Annotated in this window: 16 protein-coding genes and 1 tRNA gene; 12 read left to right on the forward strand and 5 right to left on the reverse strand. The window is 72.4% G+C overall.

The annotated features are described in order from the left end of the window. Positions 1 to 50: 50 nt before the first annotated feature. The 3 genes from rsfS to ABZU32_RS05235 all read left to right on the forward strand — a co-directional run bounded on the left by rsfS (position 51) and on the right by ABZU32_RS05235 (position 1,305). Positions 51 to 458 (forward strand): ribosome silencing factor, encoded by a 408-nt coding sequence (gene rsfS, locus ABZU32_RS05225; RefSeq protein WP_354849662.1) that lies wholly within the window; start codon positions 51 to 53, stop codon positions 456 to 458. Next, entirely contained in the window at positions 451 to 1,107 is a 657-nt protein-coding gene (locus tag ABZU32_RS05230; RefSeq protein ID WP_354917385.1) for a histidine phosphatase family protein, read from the forward strand. Before rsfS ends, ABZU32_RS05230 begins: the two co-directional genes overlap by 8 nt. A 125-nt stretch (positions 1,108 to 1,232) precedes the next feature. Beyond that, a tRNA-Ala gene (locus ABZU32_RS05235) sits at positions 1,233 to 1,305 on the forward strand. Between the two features lie 84 nt (positions 1,306 to 1,389). Here the strand turns inward: ABZU32_RS05235 and ABZU32_RS05240 are convergent. After that, entirely contained in the window at positions 1,390 to 2,919 is a 1,530-nt protein-coding gene (locus tag ABZU32_RS05240) for an MFS transporter (RefSeq protein WP_354917388.1), read from the reverse strand. A gap of 36 nt (positions 2,920 to 2,955) precedes the next feature. Beyond that, positions 2,956 to 3,321 (reverse strand): nuclear transport factor 2 family protein, encoded by a 366-nt coding sequence (locus ABZU32_RS05245; protein WP_354849671.1) that lies wholly within the window; start codon positions 3,319 to 3,321, stop codon positions 2,956 to 2,958. A gap of 100 nt (positions 3,322 to 3,421) precedes the next feature. On the opposite strand from ABZU32_RS05245, the gene ABZU32_RS05250 reads away from it, so the two are divergent. The 4 genes from ABZU32_RS05250 to ABZU32_RS05265 all read left to right on the forward strand — a co-directional run bounded on the left by ABZU32_RS05250 (position 3,422) and on the right by ABZU32_RS05265 (position 7,428). Next, positions 3,422 to 4,339, forward strand: coding sequence for a LysR substrate-binding domain-containing protein (locus ABZU32_RS05250; RefSeq protein WP_354917391.1), 918 nt, complete (start codon positions 3,422 to 3,424; stop codon positions 4,337 to 4,339). 120 nt (positions 4,340 to 4,459) lie between these two features. After that, entirely contained in the window at positions 4,460 to 5,017 is a 558-nt protein-coding gene (locus ABZU32_RS05255) for a GNAT family protein (RefSeq protein WP_354849677.1), read from the forward strand. A 195-nt stretch (positions 5,018 to 5,212) separates the two neighbouring features. Further along, positions 5,213 to 6,484 carry a D-arabinono-1,4-lactone oxidase gene (locus ABZU32_RS05260; RefSeq protein ID WP_354917394.1) on the forward strand — a complete coding sequence of 424 codons (1,272 nt, stop codon included), beginning with the start codon at positions 5,213 to 5,215 and terminating at the stop codon, positions 6,482 to 6,484. 131 nt (positions 6,485 to 6,615) lie between these two features. Next, positions 6,616 to 7,428 carry a hypothetical protein gene (locus ABZU32_RS05265; RefSeq protein ID WP_354917397.1) on the forward strand — a complete coding sequence of 271 codons (813 nt, stop codon included), beginning with the start codon at positions 6,616 to 6,618 and terminating at the stop codon, positions 7,426 to 7,428. 234 nt (positions 7,429 to 7,662) lie between these two features. Here ABZU32_RS05265 and ABZU32_RS05270 read toward each other — a convergent pair whose 3' ends face one another. Both ABZU32_RS05270 and ABZU32_RS05275 read right to left on the reverse strand, forming a co-directional pair. Then, positions 7,663 to 7,878 carry an FCD domain-containing protein gene (locus ABZU32_RS05270; protein WP_354917400.1) on the reverse strand — a complete coding sequence of 72 codons (216 nt, stop codon included), beginning with the start codon at positions 7,876 to 7,878 and terminating at the stop codon, positions 7,663 to 7,665. Between the two features lie 358 nt (positions 7,879 to 8,236). Next, positions 8,237 to 9,112, reverse strand: coding sequence for a helix-turn-helix transcriptional regulator (locus ABZU32_RS05275; RefSeq protein WP_354917403.1), 876 nt, complete (start codon positions 9,110 to 9,112; stop codon positions 8,237 to 8,239). A gap of 152 nt (positions 9,113 to 9,264) precedes the next feature. Here ABZU32_RS05275 and ABZU32_RS05280 point away from each other — a divergent pair, with 152 nt between their 5' ends. After that, positions 9,265 to 10,191: an alpha/beta hydrolase gene (locus ABZU32_RS05280; RefSeq protein WP_354917406.1), complete on the forward strand. Its 927-nt coding sequence runs from the start codon at positions 9,265 to 9,267 to the stop codon at positions 10,189 to 10,191. Positions 10,192 to 10,245: 54 nt separating this feature from the next. Here ABZU32_RS05280 and ABZU32_RS05285 read toward each other — a convergent pair whose 3' ends face one another. After that, the gene (locus tag ABZU32_RS05285) at positions 10,246 to 11,331 is read right to left on the reverse strand and encodes a helix-turn-helix domain-containing protein (protein ID WP_354917409.1); all 1,086 of its coding nucleotides are present in this window, start codon (positions 11,329 to 11,331) and stop codon (positions 10,246 to 10,248) included. A gap of 99 nt (positions 11,332 to 11,430) precedes the next feature. Here ABZU32_RS05285 and ABZU32_RS05290 point away from each other — a divergent pair, with 99 nt between their 5' ends. The 4 genes from ABZU32_RS05290 (at position 11,431) to ABZU32_RS05305 (ending at position 16,291) form a co-directional block, all read left to right on the forward strand. Further along, positions 11,431 to 12,717 carry an MFS transporter gene (locus ABZU32_RS05290; protein WP_354917412.1) on the forward strand — a complete coding sequence of 429 codons (1,287 nt, stop codon included), beginning with the start codon at positions 11,431 to 11,433 and terminating at the stop codon, positions 12,715 to 12,717. Between the two features lie 326 nt (positions 12,718 to 13,043). Next, positions 13,044 to 13,910, forward strand: coding sequence for a hypothetical protein (locus ABZU32_RS05295; RefSeq protein WP_354917415.1), 867 nt, complete (start codon positions 13,044 to 13,046; stop codon positions 13,908 to 13,910). A gap of 181 nt (positions 13,911 to 14,091) precedes the next feature. Next, positions 14,092 to 14,862 carry an SRPBCC family protein gene (locus ABZU32_RS05300; RefSeq protein ID WP_354917418.1) on the forward strand — a complete coding sequence of 257 codons (771 nt, stop codon included), beginning with the start codon at positions 14,092 to 14,094 and terminating at the stop codon, positions 14,860 to 14,862. A gap of 202 nt (positions 14,863 to 15,064) precedes the next feature. Then, positions 15,065 to 16,291 carry an MFS transporter gene (locus tag ABZU32_RS05305; protein WP_354917421.1) on the forward strand — a complete coding sequence of 409 codons (1,227 nt, stop codon included), beginning with the start codon at positions 15,065 to 15,067 and terminating at the stop codon, positions 16,289 to 16,291. Positions 16,292 to 16,344 lie beyond the last annotated feature (53 nt).

Below are 16,344 nucleotides of genomic sequence, written 5' to 3' on the forward strand. Positions count from 1 at the left end.
TAATGGGAATGCTGGACCTCGTACCCTTCACAGGAGGAACAAGCCGCATCGTGACAGCATCCGAGAGATCCCGCCAGCTCGTCCAGCTCGCCGCCGAGGCGGCGGCAGAGAAACTGGCGGACGACATCATCGCCTATGACGTGAGCGACCAGCTGGTCATCACCGACGCCTTCGTGCTCTGCTCCGCCTCCAACGACCGCCAGGTCCGCGCGATCGTCGACGAGATCGAGGAGCGGCTGCGCATCGAGGCCCACGCCAAGCCCGTCCGCCGCGAGGGCGAGCGGGAGGGACGCTGGGTGCTCCTGGACTATCTGGACATCGTCGTGCACGTGCAGCACGAGGAGGACCGCACCTTCTACGCCCTGGAGCGGCTGTGGAAGGACTGCCCGTCCATCGCCCTGCCCGAGAGCGTGCGGCGGGTGCAGGCCCAGCGGGGCCGCGGGACGGCAGGTGAGTGAGGGGAAGCGCGGTGGCCGGCGCGTCGTGTTCTGGCGCCACGGCCAGACGCTGTGGAACGTCGAACAGCGCTTCCAGGGGCACACCGACATCCCGCTCGACGAGACCGGTGTGGCCCAGGCCGAGCGGGCGGCCTCGCTGCTCGCGTCGCTGCGCCCGTCGCTGATCGTCTCCTCGCACCTGCGACGGGCTCAGGACACCGCCGCCGCACTCGGGACGGTCGCCGGGCTGGACGTCCTGGTGGACAAGGACCTGCGTGAGCGCGGCGGCGGCGAGTGGGAGGGGCTCACCCGCGCCGAGATCGCGGCGGGCTGGCCGGTGCAGTACGCCGAGTGGGAGGCGCCGGGCGGCGAGGCCGTCACCGACGTCGCCGACCGCGTGGCCGCCGCCACCCGGCGCTGGGTGGCCCGGCTGGAGGAGGGTGGCCTGCTCGTCGTCGCCTCCCACGGCGCGGCGATCCGCCTGGGGCTGGCGCGGCTGCTCGGCCTGCCGGAGGAGCTGTGGTCCATCCTGGGCGGCCTGAGCAACTGTTCCTGGTCCGTCCTGCAGGAGGGTCGCAAGGGCTGGCGCCTGCTGGAGCACAACGCCGGCACGCTCCCCGAGCCGATCAGCAGCGACGACCGTCCCGACTCGGCTCCGGCCGCCATCTGAACCGCGCGGCCCGGTCGCGGCGGCGCGCGGCGTCCGGGCGGCGGGAAGGTGTCGATTAGGTCAACGGGGGGTTGTCGCTATATGCTCTCCGAGCGCCGCAAGGGGAACACCCCGAGCGGTGACCAGGGGCTATGGCGCAGCTGGTAGCGCGCCTCCATGGCATGGAGGAGGTCTGGGGTTCGAATCCCCATAGCTCCACCGGGGCCCGTCCTCAGGACGGTTCCAGGGAAGCGACGAGATCCCGCCCGATCAACGATCGGGCGGGATCTTCGCGTCCGGGCCCTATCGGCGGGCCGGCTCCGCGACGGGCGGCCGGTCGTCCTGACGCGCGGCGGGCGGCCGGGCCGGCCGCATGAGCACGACCACCAGCAGGGCGGCGAGGACACCGGCGGCCCCGCCTACGGCGTAGGTGGCCTGGACGCCCGACACGGCCGCGGCGTGCGCCGCGCCGTCCAGCGCCTGGCGCGCGGCGGGCGGCACGGCGGCCAGCAGCGCGGGCGTCTGCCCGCCGGCGATGCCCCGGGCGAGTCGGGCGGCCTGCGGGAGGCCGTGCTCGGACAGGCCGGTCTGGGCGCGGGCGGCGAAGACGCTGCCGAGGGCGGCGATGCCCAGGGCGAAGCCGAGCTGGCGGGTGGTGTTGACCGCGCCGGCGGCCATTCCGCCCCGCTCGGGCGGGACGAGCGACATGGACACCGAGCCGAGGATCGGCGTCGCCAGGCCGACCCCGACGCCGATCACGGCGAAGCCGGGCAGCAGCGCCGTCCAGCCGGCCGCACCGTGCACGAGCGCGGCGGCGAGCAGGCAGCCGAGGCCGACGAACAGCAGTCCCGCGCCGATCACCAGGTCCGGCCGCCGGCCGTGCAGCGCCCGTCCCAGCAGCGCCGAGATGATGAACGACATGACCGACATCGGGAGTCCGGTGAGCCCCGCGCCGATGGGGGTCAGTCCGAGCACCGACTGCAGCCAGATCGAGGTGTAGGTGAAGGGGGCGAAGGCCGCGAACGTCATCAGCGCTCCGGCGAGCAGGACGCCCGCGAACGGGCGGTCGCGCAGCAGCCTCAGGTCGAACATCGGGTGGCGTGAGCGCGCCTCGAAGACGGCGAACACGGCCAGCAACGCCGCAGCCAGGACCAGGAGCCACCAGACCGCGGCGTCGGACCAGCCCTCCTCGTTCGCGCGGATCAGCGCGTAGGTGCCGCAGGCGGCCGCGGCGCTGAAGCTCGCGATGCCCAGGACGTCGACCCGGCCTCGGGCGGGCGCGTTCGCGCCGGCGAGCACTCTGACGCAGAGCACGATCGCGACGGCGCAGACCGGCAGGTTGACGAAGAAGATCCAGCGCCAGGAGACGCCCTCGGTGAGCAGGCCGCCGAGGATCGGGCCCACCGCGGCCGAGGCCCCCGCCACCGCGCCCCACACGCCGTACGCGCTGCCGCGGTCGCGTCCGGTGTAGGCGCTGTTGAGCAGCGCGAACGTGGTGGCGAACATGGCGGCCGCGCCGATGCCCTGCACGGCGCGGGCGGCGATCAGCACGCCGGTGCCGGGGGCCAGGCCGCACGCGGCCGACGAGATCGCGAAGAGGGCGAGCCCGGCGATGTAGGCGCGGCGGTGCCCGGCGAGATCGGCGATCGACCCCGCGCCGAGCAGGAGCGCGGCCAGCGCGAGGGCGTAGGCGTCCACGACCCATTGCAGCGCCCCGAACGACGCGCCGAGGTCGCCCACCATGTCCGGCAAGGCCACGTTCACGATCGTGACGTCGATCAGCAGCATGAACGTGCCCAGGCAGACCGTGATCAGCGGCAGCCACTTGCGCATGTCGATACCTGTTCCTTCGGTGGTGTCGAGGGTGGTTCAGCGGGAGAGGGGAACGAATTCGGGCTGGTCGAGGAGGCGGAGCCAGCTGCCGTCGGGCCGGCGGCGCAGGACCTGGGCGCGGGCGCCGGCGCCGTCCCTCGGCGCGGTGGAGGTGAGGGCGATGTCGCCGCTGATCAGCGTGGGCAGCGGCTCCTCCGGCTCGAAGTGGGGGCGGCCCGCCAGCACCTGCTCCCACAGCGCGCGGATCGCCTCCCGGCCGGCCGTCCGGCCGCCGGGCGGGTACGCCAGCACCGCCTCCTCCTCGTAGAGGGCGGCGACCCCGGCCGCGTCGCCGGCGTTGGAGCGCTCGACGAACAAGCGGGTGACGTCCTCCGGCCGCATGGCCTTCTCGTACTCCGTCATGGATCTTCCTCCTGGCATCGGGCTCTGACGTGTCCCAGGTTGCGCGCACCACGACCAGAAGTCCAACAGATGGATCTGCTAGAAGCTAGAATCAACAGTCATGGAACTCCGGCAGCTGGAATACTTCGTCGCCGTCGCCGAGGAGCGCAACTTCACCCGCGCCGCCGAGCGGGTGCACATCAGCCAGTCCGGCGTCAGCGCCCAGATCCGGCAGCTCGAACGGGAGCTCGGCGCCGAGCTGTTCGACCGGTCCGCGCGGTCGGCCACCCTCACGGTCGCGGGGAAGGCCGCGCTCGAGCACGCCCGGGCGGCGCTCGCCGCCGCCGGGGCGCTCGGCCAGGCGGTCGGCGAGGTGACCGACCTGATCCGGGGGCGGCTGACGGTCGGCATGGTCATCGGCTGCACCATCACGCCCCTGTTCGACGCCCTCGCCGCCTTCCACCGGGCGCACCCCGGCGTGGAGATCTCGCTGCTGGAGGACAACTCCGACCGGCTCGTCGAGGGCGTGCGCGCCGGCACCGTCGACCTGGCCCTGATCGGCACCGCGACCGCCACCCCCGAAGGACTGGGCGCGCTCACGATCATCAGCGAGCGCCTCGTCGCGGTGGTCCAGGCCGGCCACCCCCTGACGTCCCTGCCCCGGGTCACGCTGCGCGACCTGGTGGACCTGCCGATCATCTGCATGCCGCCCGGCACCGGCCTGCGCACGGTCTTCGACCAGGCCTGCGCGGCGCGGAACCTCCGGCCGCTGATCGCCTTGCAGGCCAGCGCCGCCGACGCCATCGCCGACCTCGCCGGCCGCGGGCTGGGGGTCGCCGTCCTGTGCGACTCGATGGTGGGCGGTCACCGGGACCTCACCGCGCTGCCCATCGACGACGTCGAGACACCGGCCCTGCTCGCCCTGGTGTGGAAGGACACCCACGGTCCCGCGGCGCGTGAGCTGCTGGTGCACGCTCACCGAGCGTTCGGGACCGGCCGGGGGCGGGCGCCCGGCCGCGAGCCGGGCGGGGCCGGCTGAGACAGGGGGCGGCCGGCCGCGGGGCCGCCCCGGCGGTGGGCCGGGCGCGAGTCGGCCCGGGCGGCGTGCCGGGCGCGAAAGCGGTTGTCCCGGCCGGTGCGCGGCTGGTAGCACTGGCGGGTGACATTCGCCAGCAAGCCCACGTTGACCGGTGAGCGCGTCGTGCTTCGCCCGGCCGGTCCCGAGCACGTCGAGGGCCTGTGGGAACTCGTCAACGATCCCGAGACCGTGCGCCTGACGGGCTCGCACGGGAAGCCCACCCGTGCGGCGATCGAGAAGTGGTACTCCACCCGGGGTGAGCAGGACAATCGGCTCGACCTCGCCATCTGCGACGTCAAGGAGGGCGATTACGTCGGTGAGATCGTGTTGAACGACCTGGACGCCGACAACCTGTCCTGCGGCATGCGCATCGCCCTGGCCGGGCCGCGGGTCTTCGGCCGCGGCTACGGCTCCGAGGCGATAGAGCTGGTCCTCGCGCACGTCTTCGCCACGGTGGGGCTGCACCGGGTCTCGCTCGAGGTCTTCGACTTCAACGAGCGGGCCCGGCACGTGTACCGCAAGGCGGGCTTCGTGGAGGAGGGCGTGCTGCGCGACGCGCTGCGCTGGGACGGAGCCTGGCACGACGCGATCGTGATGTCCGTCCTGGCTCCCGACTGGGCCGCCCGCCGCGGCGCGTGACGCCTGGCTCCCGCATTCCTGCCCGGCCGGCGGCCTCTGCCGCGTCCGCCGTGGCCGGGGTCGTCGGGCGCCCGTCGCGGCGGGCGCGCCGACGCCGTGCCGGGCAGGCGGCCTCCCCGGATGGATCCCTTACGTCTAGAGTGCCATTCAGCGGTCAAATGGAGCACTTGCCGTGAAAGCCGAGGGAAGCCGCAGTTGACGCAGAAGCTGACTAATTGGGCACGTAATATCACTTTCGCGGCGGAGCGTCTCGACGCCCCCTCGTCACTGGACGAGCTGCGCGGCCTGATCGCGGGAAGCGCCAAGGTGCGGGTGCTCGGAAGCGGGCACTCGTTCAACCGCGTCGCCGACTCGCCGGGCGCCCTGGTCTCGCTGGACGGGCTGCCGCAGGTCGTGGAGATCGACACCGCCTCGGCGGCCGTGCACGTCTCCGGCAGCGTGCGGTACGCCGAGCTCGGGCGGCGCCTGCACGACAAGGGGTACGCGGTCCCCAACATGGCGTCGCTGCCGCACATCTCGGTCGCCGGCTCCTGCGCCACGGCGACCCACGGGTCCGGCGTCGGAAACGGGAGCCTCGCGACGGCCGTGTCGGCGGTGAAGATGGTCACCGCCGACGGCGACCTGGTGACGCTGAGCCGCGACCGGGACGGGGAGGAGTTCGACGGCGCCGTCGTGGCGCTCGGCGCCCTCGGGGCCGTCGTCGGCCTGACCCTCGACATCGTCCCCGCCTTCGAGGTGCGGCAGTACGTCTACGAGGGGCTGCCCGTCGAGGCGCTGGACGACCACTTCGAGGACCTGGTCTCGCGCGCCTACAGCGTCAGCATGTTCACCGACTGGCGCACCTCGCGCATCGGCCAGGTGTGGGTCAAGGAGCGCCTGGACCAGGCCACCGGTCCCGCGCCCGTCCCCGATCTGTTCGGCGCCACCCCGGCCGACGGGCCCAGGCACCCGGTGCCCGGCATGCCGGCCGTCCACTGCACCGAGCAGATGGGCGTCCCCGGACCTTGGTTCGAGCGGCTGCCGCACTTCCGCCCCGACTTCACCCCGAGCAGCGGCGAGGAACTGCAGTCGGAGTACATGGTCGCCCGCCGGGACGCGGTGGCAGCGCTGCACGCCCTGGAGGCGATCAGCGACCGCATCGCCCCCGTGCTGCAGATCTCCGAGATCCGCACCATCGCCGCCGACCGGCAGTGGCTCAGCCCCTTCCACGAGCGCGACAGCGTGGCCTTCCACTTCACCTGGATCAAGGACGCCGACGCGGTCACGCCCGTCCTCGGCCTCATCGAGGACCGCCTGGCCCCCTACGCCCCGCGTCCCCATTGGGGCAAGCTCTTCACCGTCGACCCTGAGACGCTCCGGTCGCGCTACCCCCGCCTCGGCGACTTCCAGGCGCTCGCCCGCCGCTACGACCCCACCGGCAGGTTCGCCAACGACTTCGTCGCCCGCCACCTTCTCGACGCCTCCTGACGGCCACGCTCCACGGGCGCCGTGGCGGCGGGTCCCCGTCAATCCCGCTGGGGGTACTCCCGTGGTCGTACGGCGAACGCCGCCCGCCGTACGATGCGGGGCTCGGCGGCAGCCGGGAGGGTGGAACCGTGATGACCACGGCCACCGCGGGCGCCCGCCCGGCCTCGCCGCTCCGCCGGGGCCTCGCCGTCCTGGCGGCCCACTGGGACGACGCCCCTGCCGCCGAGCGCGTCTGTCACGTCGTGGGCGTGGTGCTGGTGGCGGCGGGGGTGTTCCATCTCGGGGTGTTCGCCGTCCTCGGCGGTCCCTGGGAGGGGCCGGTGTCCTGGCGCAAGCCTGCGACGTTCGGCGTGTCCTTCGGGCTGACCCTGATCACGATCGCCTGGGTGACCTCGTACGTGCGCCTGCGACCGCGCCCGCGTGCCGTGCTGCTCGGGGTCTTCGCCGCCGACTGTGCGGCCGAGGTGGGCGGCATCACCCTGCAGGCGTGGCGGCACGTCCCCTCGCACTTCAACCGCGAGACCACCGTGGACGGCCTGGTGTCGACGATGCTGGCGGCCGGGGGCGTCATCCTGGTGGCGGTCCTGGTCGTCTTCTCGGTCCAGGCCCTGCGCGGCGACCCCGGTCTGCCGGCGAGCATGCGACTGGCGCTGCGCGCGGGGTTCCTCACCCTGCTCGTCGGGCTGGCCTCGGGCGCCGCGATGATCGCCCGTGGCATGACCCTGGTCGCCGCGGGCCGGTCCGAGCTCGCCTACCAGGCCGGCGGCTTCCTCAAGCCCGTGCACGGGGTGAGCCTGCACGGAGTGCTGGTGCTCCCGGCGCTGGCCTGGCTGCTGGGGCGCACCCGCTGGGACGAGCCGCGGCGCACCCAGGTCGTCGCACTGGCCGCCGCCGGCTACGGGTTCGCCATCGGCGGCGCGCTGCTGCTGTCACTGGCGCGCTAGCCCGCGAGGGTCCTTCACCGGCCCGGGGGCGGGGAGGGCCAGGCGGCTGAATCCTGGGAGACCAACGGTGCGAGGTATCGGCGTGTGGCGACGCGGCCGCCCTCCCGAGGCGTCCCCGGCCTCGGAGGCGGACGCGCCGCCACACGGCTTTCCCGTGGAGACAAGCGACTTCGCCCTCGTGATCAATCTCCTCGGGCGATGTTTCCTCTTAGCGAGCCGCGGGTGACATCTGTGTCAACTTCCGAACGACGCGGGCGCCCGCCGCCTGCGGCGCCGGCTCGGCGGGGGCTGGGCGGGCTCCTCCTCGCCGAACTGGCTGATGTACAGGTGGCGGGTCTGCTCGGTGTGGTTCTTCATGATCTCGCCGGCCAGGTCGGCGTCGCCGGCGGCGATGGCGTCGATGAGCGCCGCGTGCTTCTGCCAGGAGGCCCGGCCACGCCGGCGGGCCACCGAAGTGTGGTGCCAGCGGCACTGCGGGACACCTGGCCGGCCACGTCACCGAGGACGGCGTTGCCCGACATGAGCGGGAGTCGAAGGACTCGCGGACAACTGGTGGCAAGGTGACGGCACACTCCTTGCCGTCTACAACGGTGAGGCCCATCTGTTCCCGACCGGAAAAAAGCTCATCGCCCTCTACGCCGAATCACAGCAGCAAGCGGACGACCTCTGCGCTCAACTCCTCAACCTGGGACTCTGACCCGACAGGCCAACCGAGAAGATCCCCGGAGCCAACATGAAGTGTTACGGACCCGGCGGCGCGGCTCGGCCTGTTCGCGCCCGATCGGCGGCGTCGCCGCTGGGCGGGACATCATCGTGGCGTGGAAGGAAGGTTCTCGCTCGGCTGCCTCGACGCCCATGCGGTGAGGATGAGCAGCGCGTCGTGGGATGGGGAACCAGGCTCGGCGGTGAGGACCATCAGGCGCTGTCCTGAGCCGTCGGGGCTGCTCCAGGTGTCGCAGTCGAGGGTGAGATCACCGACCAGCGGATGCCGGTAACGCTTGGTGCCATACGTGGCATTGTTGACGCGATGCTCCGCCCACCAGGTACGGAAGTCGGCGTCCCGCACGGACAGCTCGCCGACGAGCAGGGCGAGCTGGGGGTCGTCGGGATCGGCCGCGGACTCCATGCGCAGAGCGGCGACGGCGTCGCGCGCATCGTGCTCCCACTCCAGGTGCATGCCTCGCATGATCGGGTCGGTGAACAGCAGGTACAGATAGTTGCGCCGGCCCGCGGGGATCTGTGAGAAGTCCGTGTACAGGGCTGCGGCGCCCGCGTTCCATTCCAGGATGTCCAGCCGTTTGCCCAGGACGACGGCGGGGGTTCCGGTGAGCTGATCGAGCAGGCGTCGCATGGCGGGGCGTACGCGCTGCGGGGGCCGGCGCCTCCTGGGCCGCGTGTCGGATTTGCCGGCCAGTCGATACAGGTATCGCTGCTGGTCGTCGTCGAGGCGCAGTGCCCGAGCCAGCGTGGCGAGCACCGACGCGGAGGCTCTGACCCGCCCCTGCTCCAGCCGCGTGTAGTAGTCGACGCTGATCGCGGCGAGTTGGGCGACCTCCTCGCGGCGGAGCCCCGCGACCTTGCGGCGGGAGTCCTGTTCGGGCAGGCCGAGGTTCTGCAGGGCCAGCTGCGCCCGGCGAGCCTTGAGGAAGGCGCCCAGCTCGCCGGGTCCGGACACGGTGCTCATGTCCTCCATTGTCGAGCCTGTAGCGGTGTGGGTGAGGGGGCAGGGTTTTTCCCAGGCAAGAACTCGCCGCTTACGCCTGCTCGGGACTGTGACGACCGTGGACACGAGCCCGGCACCGTGCCGGGCCGGCTGACCGTTCAACGGAGAGTTCCATGGCGAAGATCGACGTCACCTTCCACAGCGCCGGCATCCCGCTCGCCGGTCATCTCTACATGCCCGACACCCCTCCCGAGGGGCCGCGTCCGGCGATCGTCGTCGGCCACCCCGGCACCGGTGTGAAGGAGCAGGCTGCCGGCCTCTACGCCCGGCTCCTGGCCGAAAGGGGGTTCACCGCGCTCGCCTACGACGCGGCCTACCAAGGCGAGAGCGGCGGCGAACCTCGCGGCCTGGAGGACCCCGCGCAGCGCGTCGAGGACCTCAAGGCCGCCGTCTCCTTCCTCACCGGCCGGGGCGACGTCGATCCGGACCGCATCGGCCTGCTCGGCATCTGCGCCTCCGGCGGGTACGCCCTCTCGGCCACCGCGGGTGACCGCCGGGTCAAGGCCCTCGCCACCGTCAGCGCCGTGGACGTGGCGCGCCAGTTCCGCTTGGGGGCCGACGGTTCCCAGGACCCGGCCGTGTTCCTCGGCATGCTGGACGCCGCGGCCCACGCCCGCACCGTCGAGGCCCGGGGCGGGAAGCCGCCGGTGCTGACCCTTTTTCCCGACACCGCCGAACAGGCGTATGCGCTGGGTGGAGAGCACGGTGCCGAGGGCTTCGAGTACTACCGCACCGAGCGTGCCCGGCATCCCCGTTCGGCGGGCTTCCTCACCTGGGACAGCATCGACAAGATGGCGGCGTTCGACGCCTTCGCGCCGATCCCACTGATCGGGCGCCGCCCGCTGCTCATGATCGTCGGCTCCCGTGCCGTCACGTCGTGGATGAGCGTCGAAGCCTTCCAGCGGGCCACCGGCCCCAAGGAGATCCACTGGATGGACGGCGCCAGTCACGTTGACCTCTATGACAACAATCAGTACGTGGACCTCGCCGTCGAGAGGATCGCCGGGTTCTTCGGTGAGCACCTGGTACAGGTGGCGTAGCGCATCAGCACCGTCCGCCTGGCTGTGGTGGAGGCGCGTGATGTGGCGGGCTGCTCAGCGCAGTACGGCCGCCAGCAGGTCGGCGCCCAACGCCGTCAGGTCGGGCAGATTAACGGTGTAGCGGACGTAACGACCGTGCCGCCGGGCCGTGAGCAGGCCCGCGCGGCGCAGGACGGCGAGGTGGCGGGAGACCTCCGGGGGTGTGAGTTCCCAGGCGTGGGCCAGCTCGCCGGTGGTGTGCGGGCCGCGGGCCAGGGTGCGCAGCAGCCGCAGCCGTACCGGATGCGCGAGTGCCTCCAGCCGTAGCGTGACCGTTTCCAGTGGTACCGGCTCCGATGGAATCGGCTCGGCCACGGGGTACTGCACCACCGGCTGCCATCCGGGCGCGTGGATCACCACCAGGTGCGGATGGCCGAAGACACTGGGAAGGAAGGTGACCCCGGTGCCGTGGGCGGGGATCGCGTTGTCCTGCAACTTGTCCACGACGATGTGGTCGCCGTCCGGCGCCAGGGTGACCGCGCCGGAGACCGACGCGAGTGCCGCCCCGATGCCCTGGCGCTTCAGCAGGTCGTGCTTCAGGCGCAGGTCGGTGGCCAGTCGCACGGCGACGCCTGCCCAGGCGGCGTCGAAGAAGGCCTCGGCGCACTGTTCGAGGGTGTGACGCACCCGTGCCCGGACGGCGGCCGGGTCCGCGAGCAGCCGTTCCGCGAAGGCCTCTTGGAGCGCGCCGCGAGCCTGGGCGAGGTCCAGGGCCCGCTCGCGCGCCGTCGCGTCGGCGAGCGGCGACGGCGCGCCGAAGCGGACCCGGTTGCTGCCGCAGGTGGTGACGAGCGCGGCGGTCACGTAGGTCTCATCGTCGATCCGGTCCACATCGTCCAACTCCTCGGCGAGGCTCGGCCGGGGCCGGGCGGGGACCAGGAAGTCGGCTCGTGAGGAACGCCAGAGGAACTCCGCCTCCTTGAGCCGCTCGGCCGGCTCCGGCCGCAGCCCGGCCCAGACGTCCGCGGCCCAGGCGGCCAGCCGCGGGTGATGCCCGGGTTCGGCCAGTACGTGGAGCATCGCGGTCAGCTCGGCCAGCGGGGAGGCGGCGAACCGCAGTCGCCCGGACGGCAGGCCGCTGATGTCGATCCTCAACGTCATCCCCTCATCATCGCTGGTCGGATGGCCGACGGCCGCGTCGATTGACGGTGTCCGTCAACCGGCGTGCCCAGCGCGGCGCCCGAACGCACCGTTGGCGCCATGGCGACCACCACCAAGATCCAGCCGCGCGCTCTCGTCCGTGCCTCCGGCGGCCCCCGCTATGCCGTCGCCCTGGCCGTGGACGCGCTCGGCACCGGCATGCTGCGGCCCTTTCTGCTGCTGTACGGGGTGACGGTGCTGAGGTTGTCCGCGTCGGCCACCGGCATCGCCATGACGGTCGGCGCCGTCATGGGTCTGGTGTGCATGCCCGCGGTCGGCCGATGGCTGGACCGAGGCGCACGCAGCACGGTCGTGGCGGCGTCGATGTTGGTGCGGGTCCTGGGTGTGGCGCTGCTGCTGGCCGCCCCGGCGGGCCACGTCTGGTTGTTCGCGGCGGCGGCGCTCTTCCTCGGCATCGGCAACCAGGCATGGCCGGCCGCCCACGCAGCCCTGGTGGCCACGGTCGCCCACGGCCTCGAGCGGGACGCCGCTCTCGCGGGAGGCCGTGCCCTGCGCAACGCCGGCCTGGGGGCGGGGGCGCTCCTTGCCACCGCCTGCCTGACCGGCGGCACCACCGCGTTGCAGGCGCTGGCAGCCGTCACCGGGCTCGCCTATCTCGTTGCGGCGGCCTTGGCGTGGTCGGTCCACGTGCACGCTCATCCGGCTGCCACCCCGCCCAGGGGCAGGGACGACGGGCCCGCTCCTCGCATGCGCGCGCTGCTGGCCGCCAACGTGGTCTATGTCTTCTGCCTCAACATCTTCGAAGTCGCGGTCCCCCTGGTCCTGGTGACCCGGTTGCACGCATCACCCGTGTGGTCGTCAGCCGTCTTCGTGGCCAACACGGTGCTGGTGGTCACCCTGCAGGTTCCGGTCACCGTCCTGATGTCCCGCTTCTCCCGGCGGACCGTGCTGGCCCTCGCAGGCGTGGTACTCACCGCTTCCTACCTCGGCTTCCTCGCGGCCACCTCGCTGGGACGCGGCTGGGGCGCCCCGGCCGTCGCCATGGTGGCCGTGGTCTGCACCATCGGTGAGATCATCTACGCCGGTAGCGCCACCGCGCTCGTCACCGCCCTTGCTCCGGCCCCTGTCCTGGGACGTGCCCTCGCGCGCTTCCAGCTCTCCACGGGGTTCGGCCTCGCCGTCTCCCCGGCGGTCATCACCGCTCTCGCCTCCCACGGCGAGGCCGCACTCTGGGGCGGCCTCGCCGCCGCGACGCTCCTGTCCGCTTCCGCCGTCGCCACCGAGAACGATCGGTCCCCGGCCACAGTTCGGCTCCCCGTCCCGCGCTCCGGTGTAGGCGGCGACGTGGAAGAAGGTGAAGCATGGCCCGAGGAAGGTCTCAGCTGATCGGTGGCCCAGACGGCTCCCTCTCGCGCACCTCACAGGCGTCCTCGCCCTTGTCGTCGGCGATGAACGCGGTGAGCCTCGTCAACGTCTCCTGCGGCGTGTCCGCGCCTTCGGGCTCACCACTGCCGCATGGGTGGACGGGCCACTGCCGTGACTCGGCCGCTTCGGGGCGAATGTGTTGGACGCTTGGGACCGGCGGTGCGTTGGCCGTGGCAGGCGTCCACAATTGGTCACCATATGTGGTCACATAATTACCTCGATTCGCTTCCTGCGGAGTTATGAACGGCCATAGTCGGATGGTCCAGGTCTTCGATGGAAAGGCTGCGATGAGACCCCTCCGGCACCCCCTGGCCCTCGCGTTCACGGTCATCGCGATGGTCCTGTCCCCGCTGTTCGCCACCCCCGCCTCCGCCGAGGAGCCGGAGGTGCAACTGGCCCTGTCGGCATCCCAGGTCAACACCGGCGACGCGGTCACGGTCACCGTCAAGGTCACCAACATCCACGCCTTCACGGTGCTCAACGCCACCGCCAGGCTGTTCACCACCCCCGGTGTCCTCCCCTCCTACGCCGTGCTGACCGGATGCGACGGCGCGGCCGGGCCGTGCTCCACCATTCCCGGCCCCGGCGGGCCCATCGGCGTGCAGGCCCCGGTCGGGGCGCTGTCCGGCGGGGCCTCGGCGACCGTCGCCTTCACCCTGGACATCGCCGACGACGCGCCGGCCGGCGACCAGACCTTCCAGGGCCAGCTCGGCGGCTCCAACTACGCCTCCGAGATCGTCACCGGACCGGTCCTGACCATCGTGAACCAGGCCGACGCCGCCGTGCGCCTGACCGCGACGCCCAAGCTCGCCCTGCTGGTCCCGAAGATCGAGTTCACCGTCGGCGTCACCGGCAACGGTCCCGGAACGGTGCAGACCGCCACGGTCACCACGACGCTGCCGCCCGGGCTCAGCGCCACGCCCGGCGACTGCGCCGCCGTCTCGGGAGCGGTCAACTGCACGGTGGGCCCGCTCGCGCCGGGCGCCACGCAGACCAGGAAGTTCTCGGTGCCGGTCGGGCTGCTGAACATCGGCGTGCCCTACACCTTCACGGCCGCCCGCACGAGCTCCAGCCCCACCGACCCGGTGGCCGCCAACGACACCGCCCAGGTGCGCTGCACGGTCGTATCCATCGTGCTGGTGAACTGCCACTGATTCCCCGCGGCGCCTCCCGCCCGGCGACCGGCCGGGCGGAGGTGACGCGGGAATTTCGGCCCGGCACCCCTGGTGCAGTGGTTGATCGTCCCATGGCCCGGTATTGCTGGACCGAAGTCCGAATAGCGCTTTCATTGATGGGCAGAGCAGGTTTCCGAACCCACAAAAAGGGAGGAAGCCGATGAGCACCATCGAGCATTCGGTCGACGTGGCCGTGCCCGTCCGGACGGCCTACAACCAGTGGACCCAGTTCGAGAGCTTCCCCGAGTTCATGGAAGGGGTGGAGTCGGTCAAGCAGATCGACGACACGCGCCTGGCCTGGAGCGTCCAGGTCGCCGGCGTCCACCGTGAGTTCGAGGCGGAGATCACCGAACAGCGCCCCGACGAGGTGGTCGCCTGGCGGTCCATGGATGAGCCCCGCCAGGGCGGCGTGGTGACCTTCCAGCCGCTCGACGCCGAGAGCACCCGGGTCATGCTCCGGATGGACTTCGAGCCCGAGGGCGTCGTGGAGACGGTCGGAGACAAGCTGCAGCTGGTGCGCATGCGCGTCCACGGGGACCTGGAGCGCTTCAAGCAGTTCATCGAGTCCCGGGGCCGCGAGACCGGCGGCTGGCGCGGCGAGGTGCCCTCGCCGATCGGCGGCGACTCCGCGGCGGCGGCGCGCACGGCGCCGGATGCCGATGTGATGCCGAGCACCGGCACCACGGCCGGGCCCGGGCTGACCCCGGCGGCCGGGACGGCCACGGGCGCCGACCCGGTGGCGGGCACCGGCACGATGGCGGGGACGGGCGCCGCGTACGGCGAGCCGATGCCGCCGCAGCCGGTCCAGCGTGACTACCCGCCGGAGACCCCGCTCCCCGCGCCGGGCACCGGCCCGGTCTCGCCGCAGGGCACCCCTCGCTGGGACGAGGAGCCGCCGCTGGCGCCCGAGCGCCCCGAGCGCCTGGGCTGACGCGCGCGAGGAGGAGGGGGCGGGCGGCGGCCCGCCCCCTTCTTCATGCCGCCGGACGGGCACCTCGACATGATGCCAAGGGCGGCCATAGCGGGGGTGTCACCCCGGCAAAGCGGACAGTCTGTGGGTCTGTTAACATCAATGACATCCAGTCATCCCATGATTCGATGTATTGATCGACCAACGGAGACCAGTCCCCGCCATGAGCGTGCTCACCACCGCCCCGTCCGCCACCGCCGCGTCGCACCGCCGGCCGCGGGTACGGCTGTCATGGCTGGTGGGTCTTGGCCTGGTGCTCGCGGCGCTCAACCTGCGCACCGCGGTCACCAGCCTGGGGCCGGTCCTGGACCAGGTCAGCGGCGCTCTCGGCATGTCCGGGGTCGTCGCCGGCCTGCTGACCACCCTGCCGGTGCTCTGCTTCGCCGTGTTCGGCTCGGTGACGCCCTGGCTGGCGCGGCGCCTCGGCGAGCACCGCCTGCTGCTGGGGGCGCTGCTGCTCCTCGGCACCGGGTTGCTCGCGCGGGTCATGACCGATTCCAGCGTCGTGTTCCTCGCGGCGAGCGTGGTGGCGCTCTCGGGGGGCGCGATCGGCAACGTGTTGATCCCGGCGCTGATCAAGCGGCACTTCCCGCAGCGCGCCGCCACCATGACCACTGTGTACGCGACGGCACTGGCCGTCGGCACCATGCTCGCCGCCGCCGCGACGGTCCCCATTGAACGGGCCGCCGGCGACTGGCACGTCGCCCTCGGTGTGTGGGCGGCACTCGCCGCTGTGGCCGCCATTCCGTGGCTTGCGCTGTCGCGCAGTGAGCCGGAGCGGTTCAGCGGGCGAGAGAGGGCCGGGACGCGGGCGCTGGTGCGCAACCGGCTGGCCTGGGCGGTGACCGGGTACTTCGGCACCCAGTCGCTGGTGGCGTACGTGATGTTCGGCTGGCTGCCGCAGCTCCTGCAGGACCGCGGATACACCGACGGCCAGGCCGGGCTCAGCATGGCGGTCTTCACCGCGCTCGGCATCCCGGTCTCGCTGGCCGTGCCCGTCCTGGCCGCACGGGTGACCGGCCGCCGTCCCATGGTCGCCGGCCTCGGCCTGCTGTACCTCGTCGGCCTGAGCGGCATGCTGTGGGCGCCGGTCTCGGCGCTGTGGGTCTTCGTGATGCTGACCGGCGTGGCGATGGGCTCGTTCCCGCTGGCCCTGACGCTGTTCGCCCTGCGCACCCGCACCGCGGAGGCGACCCAGGCGCTGTCGGCCTTCGCGCAGAGCGTCGGGTACCTCATCGCCGGCGCCGGGCCGCTCGCCGTGGGCGTGCTGTACTCGGCCACCGGCGGGTGGACGCTGCCCTTCACGCTGCTGTTCGCCGTGGTCGCGGCGCACATCCTCACCGGCTGGTACGCCGCGGGCGACCGCTACCTGGAGGACGAGCCCGCCTGACCGAGCCGGCGAACCCCGGCTCGCTCGGCAAGCACGCGGTGGTTCCGCTCGAA

Source organism: Sphaerisporangium sp. NPDC005288 (genome assembly GCF_040607475.1).
Lineage (GTDB): Bacteria > Actinomycetota > Actinomycetes > Streptosporangiales > Streptosporangiaceae > Sphaerisporangium > Sphaerisporangium rhizosphaerae.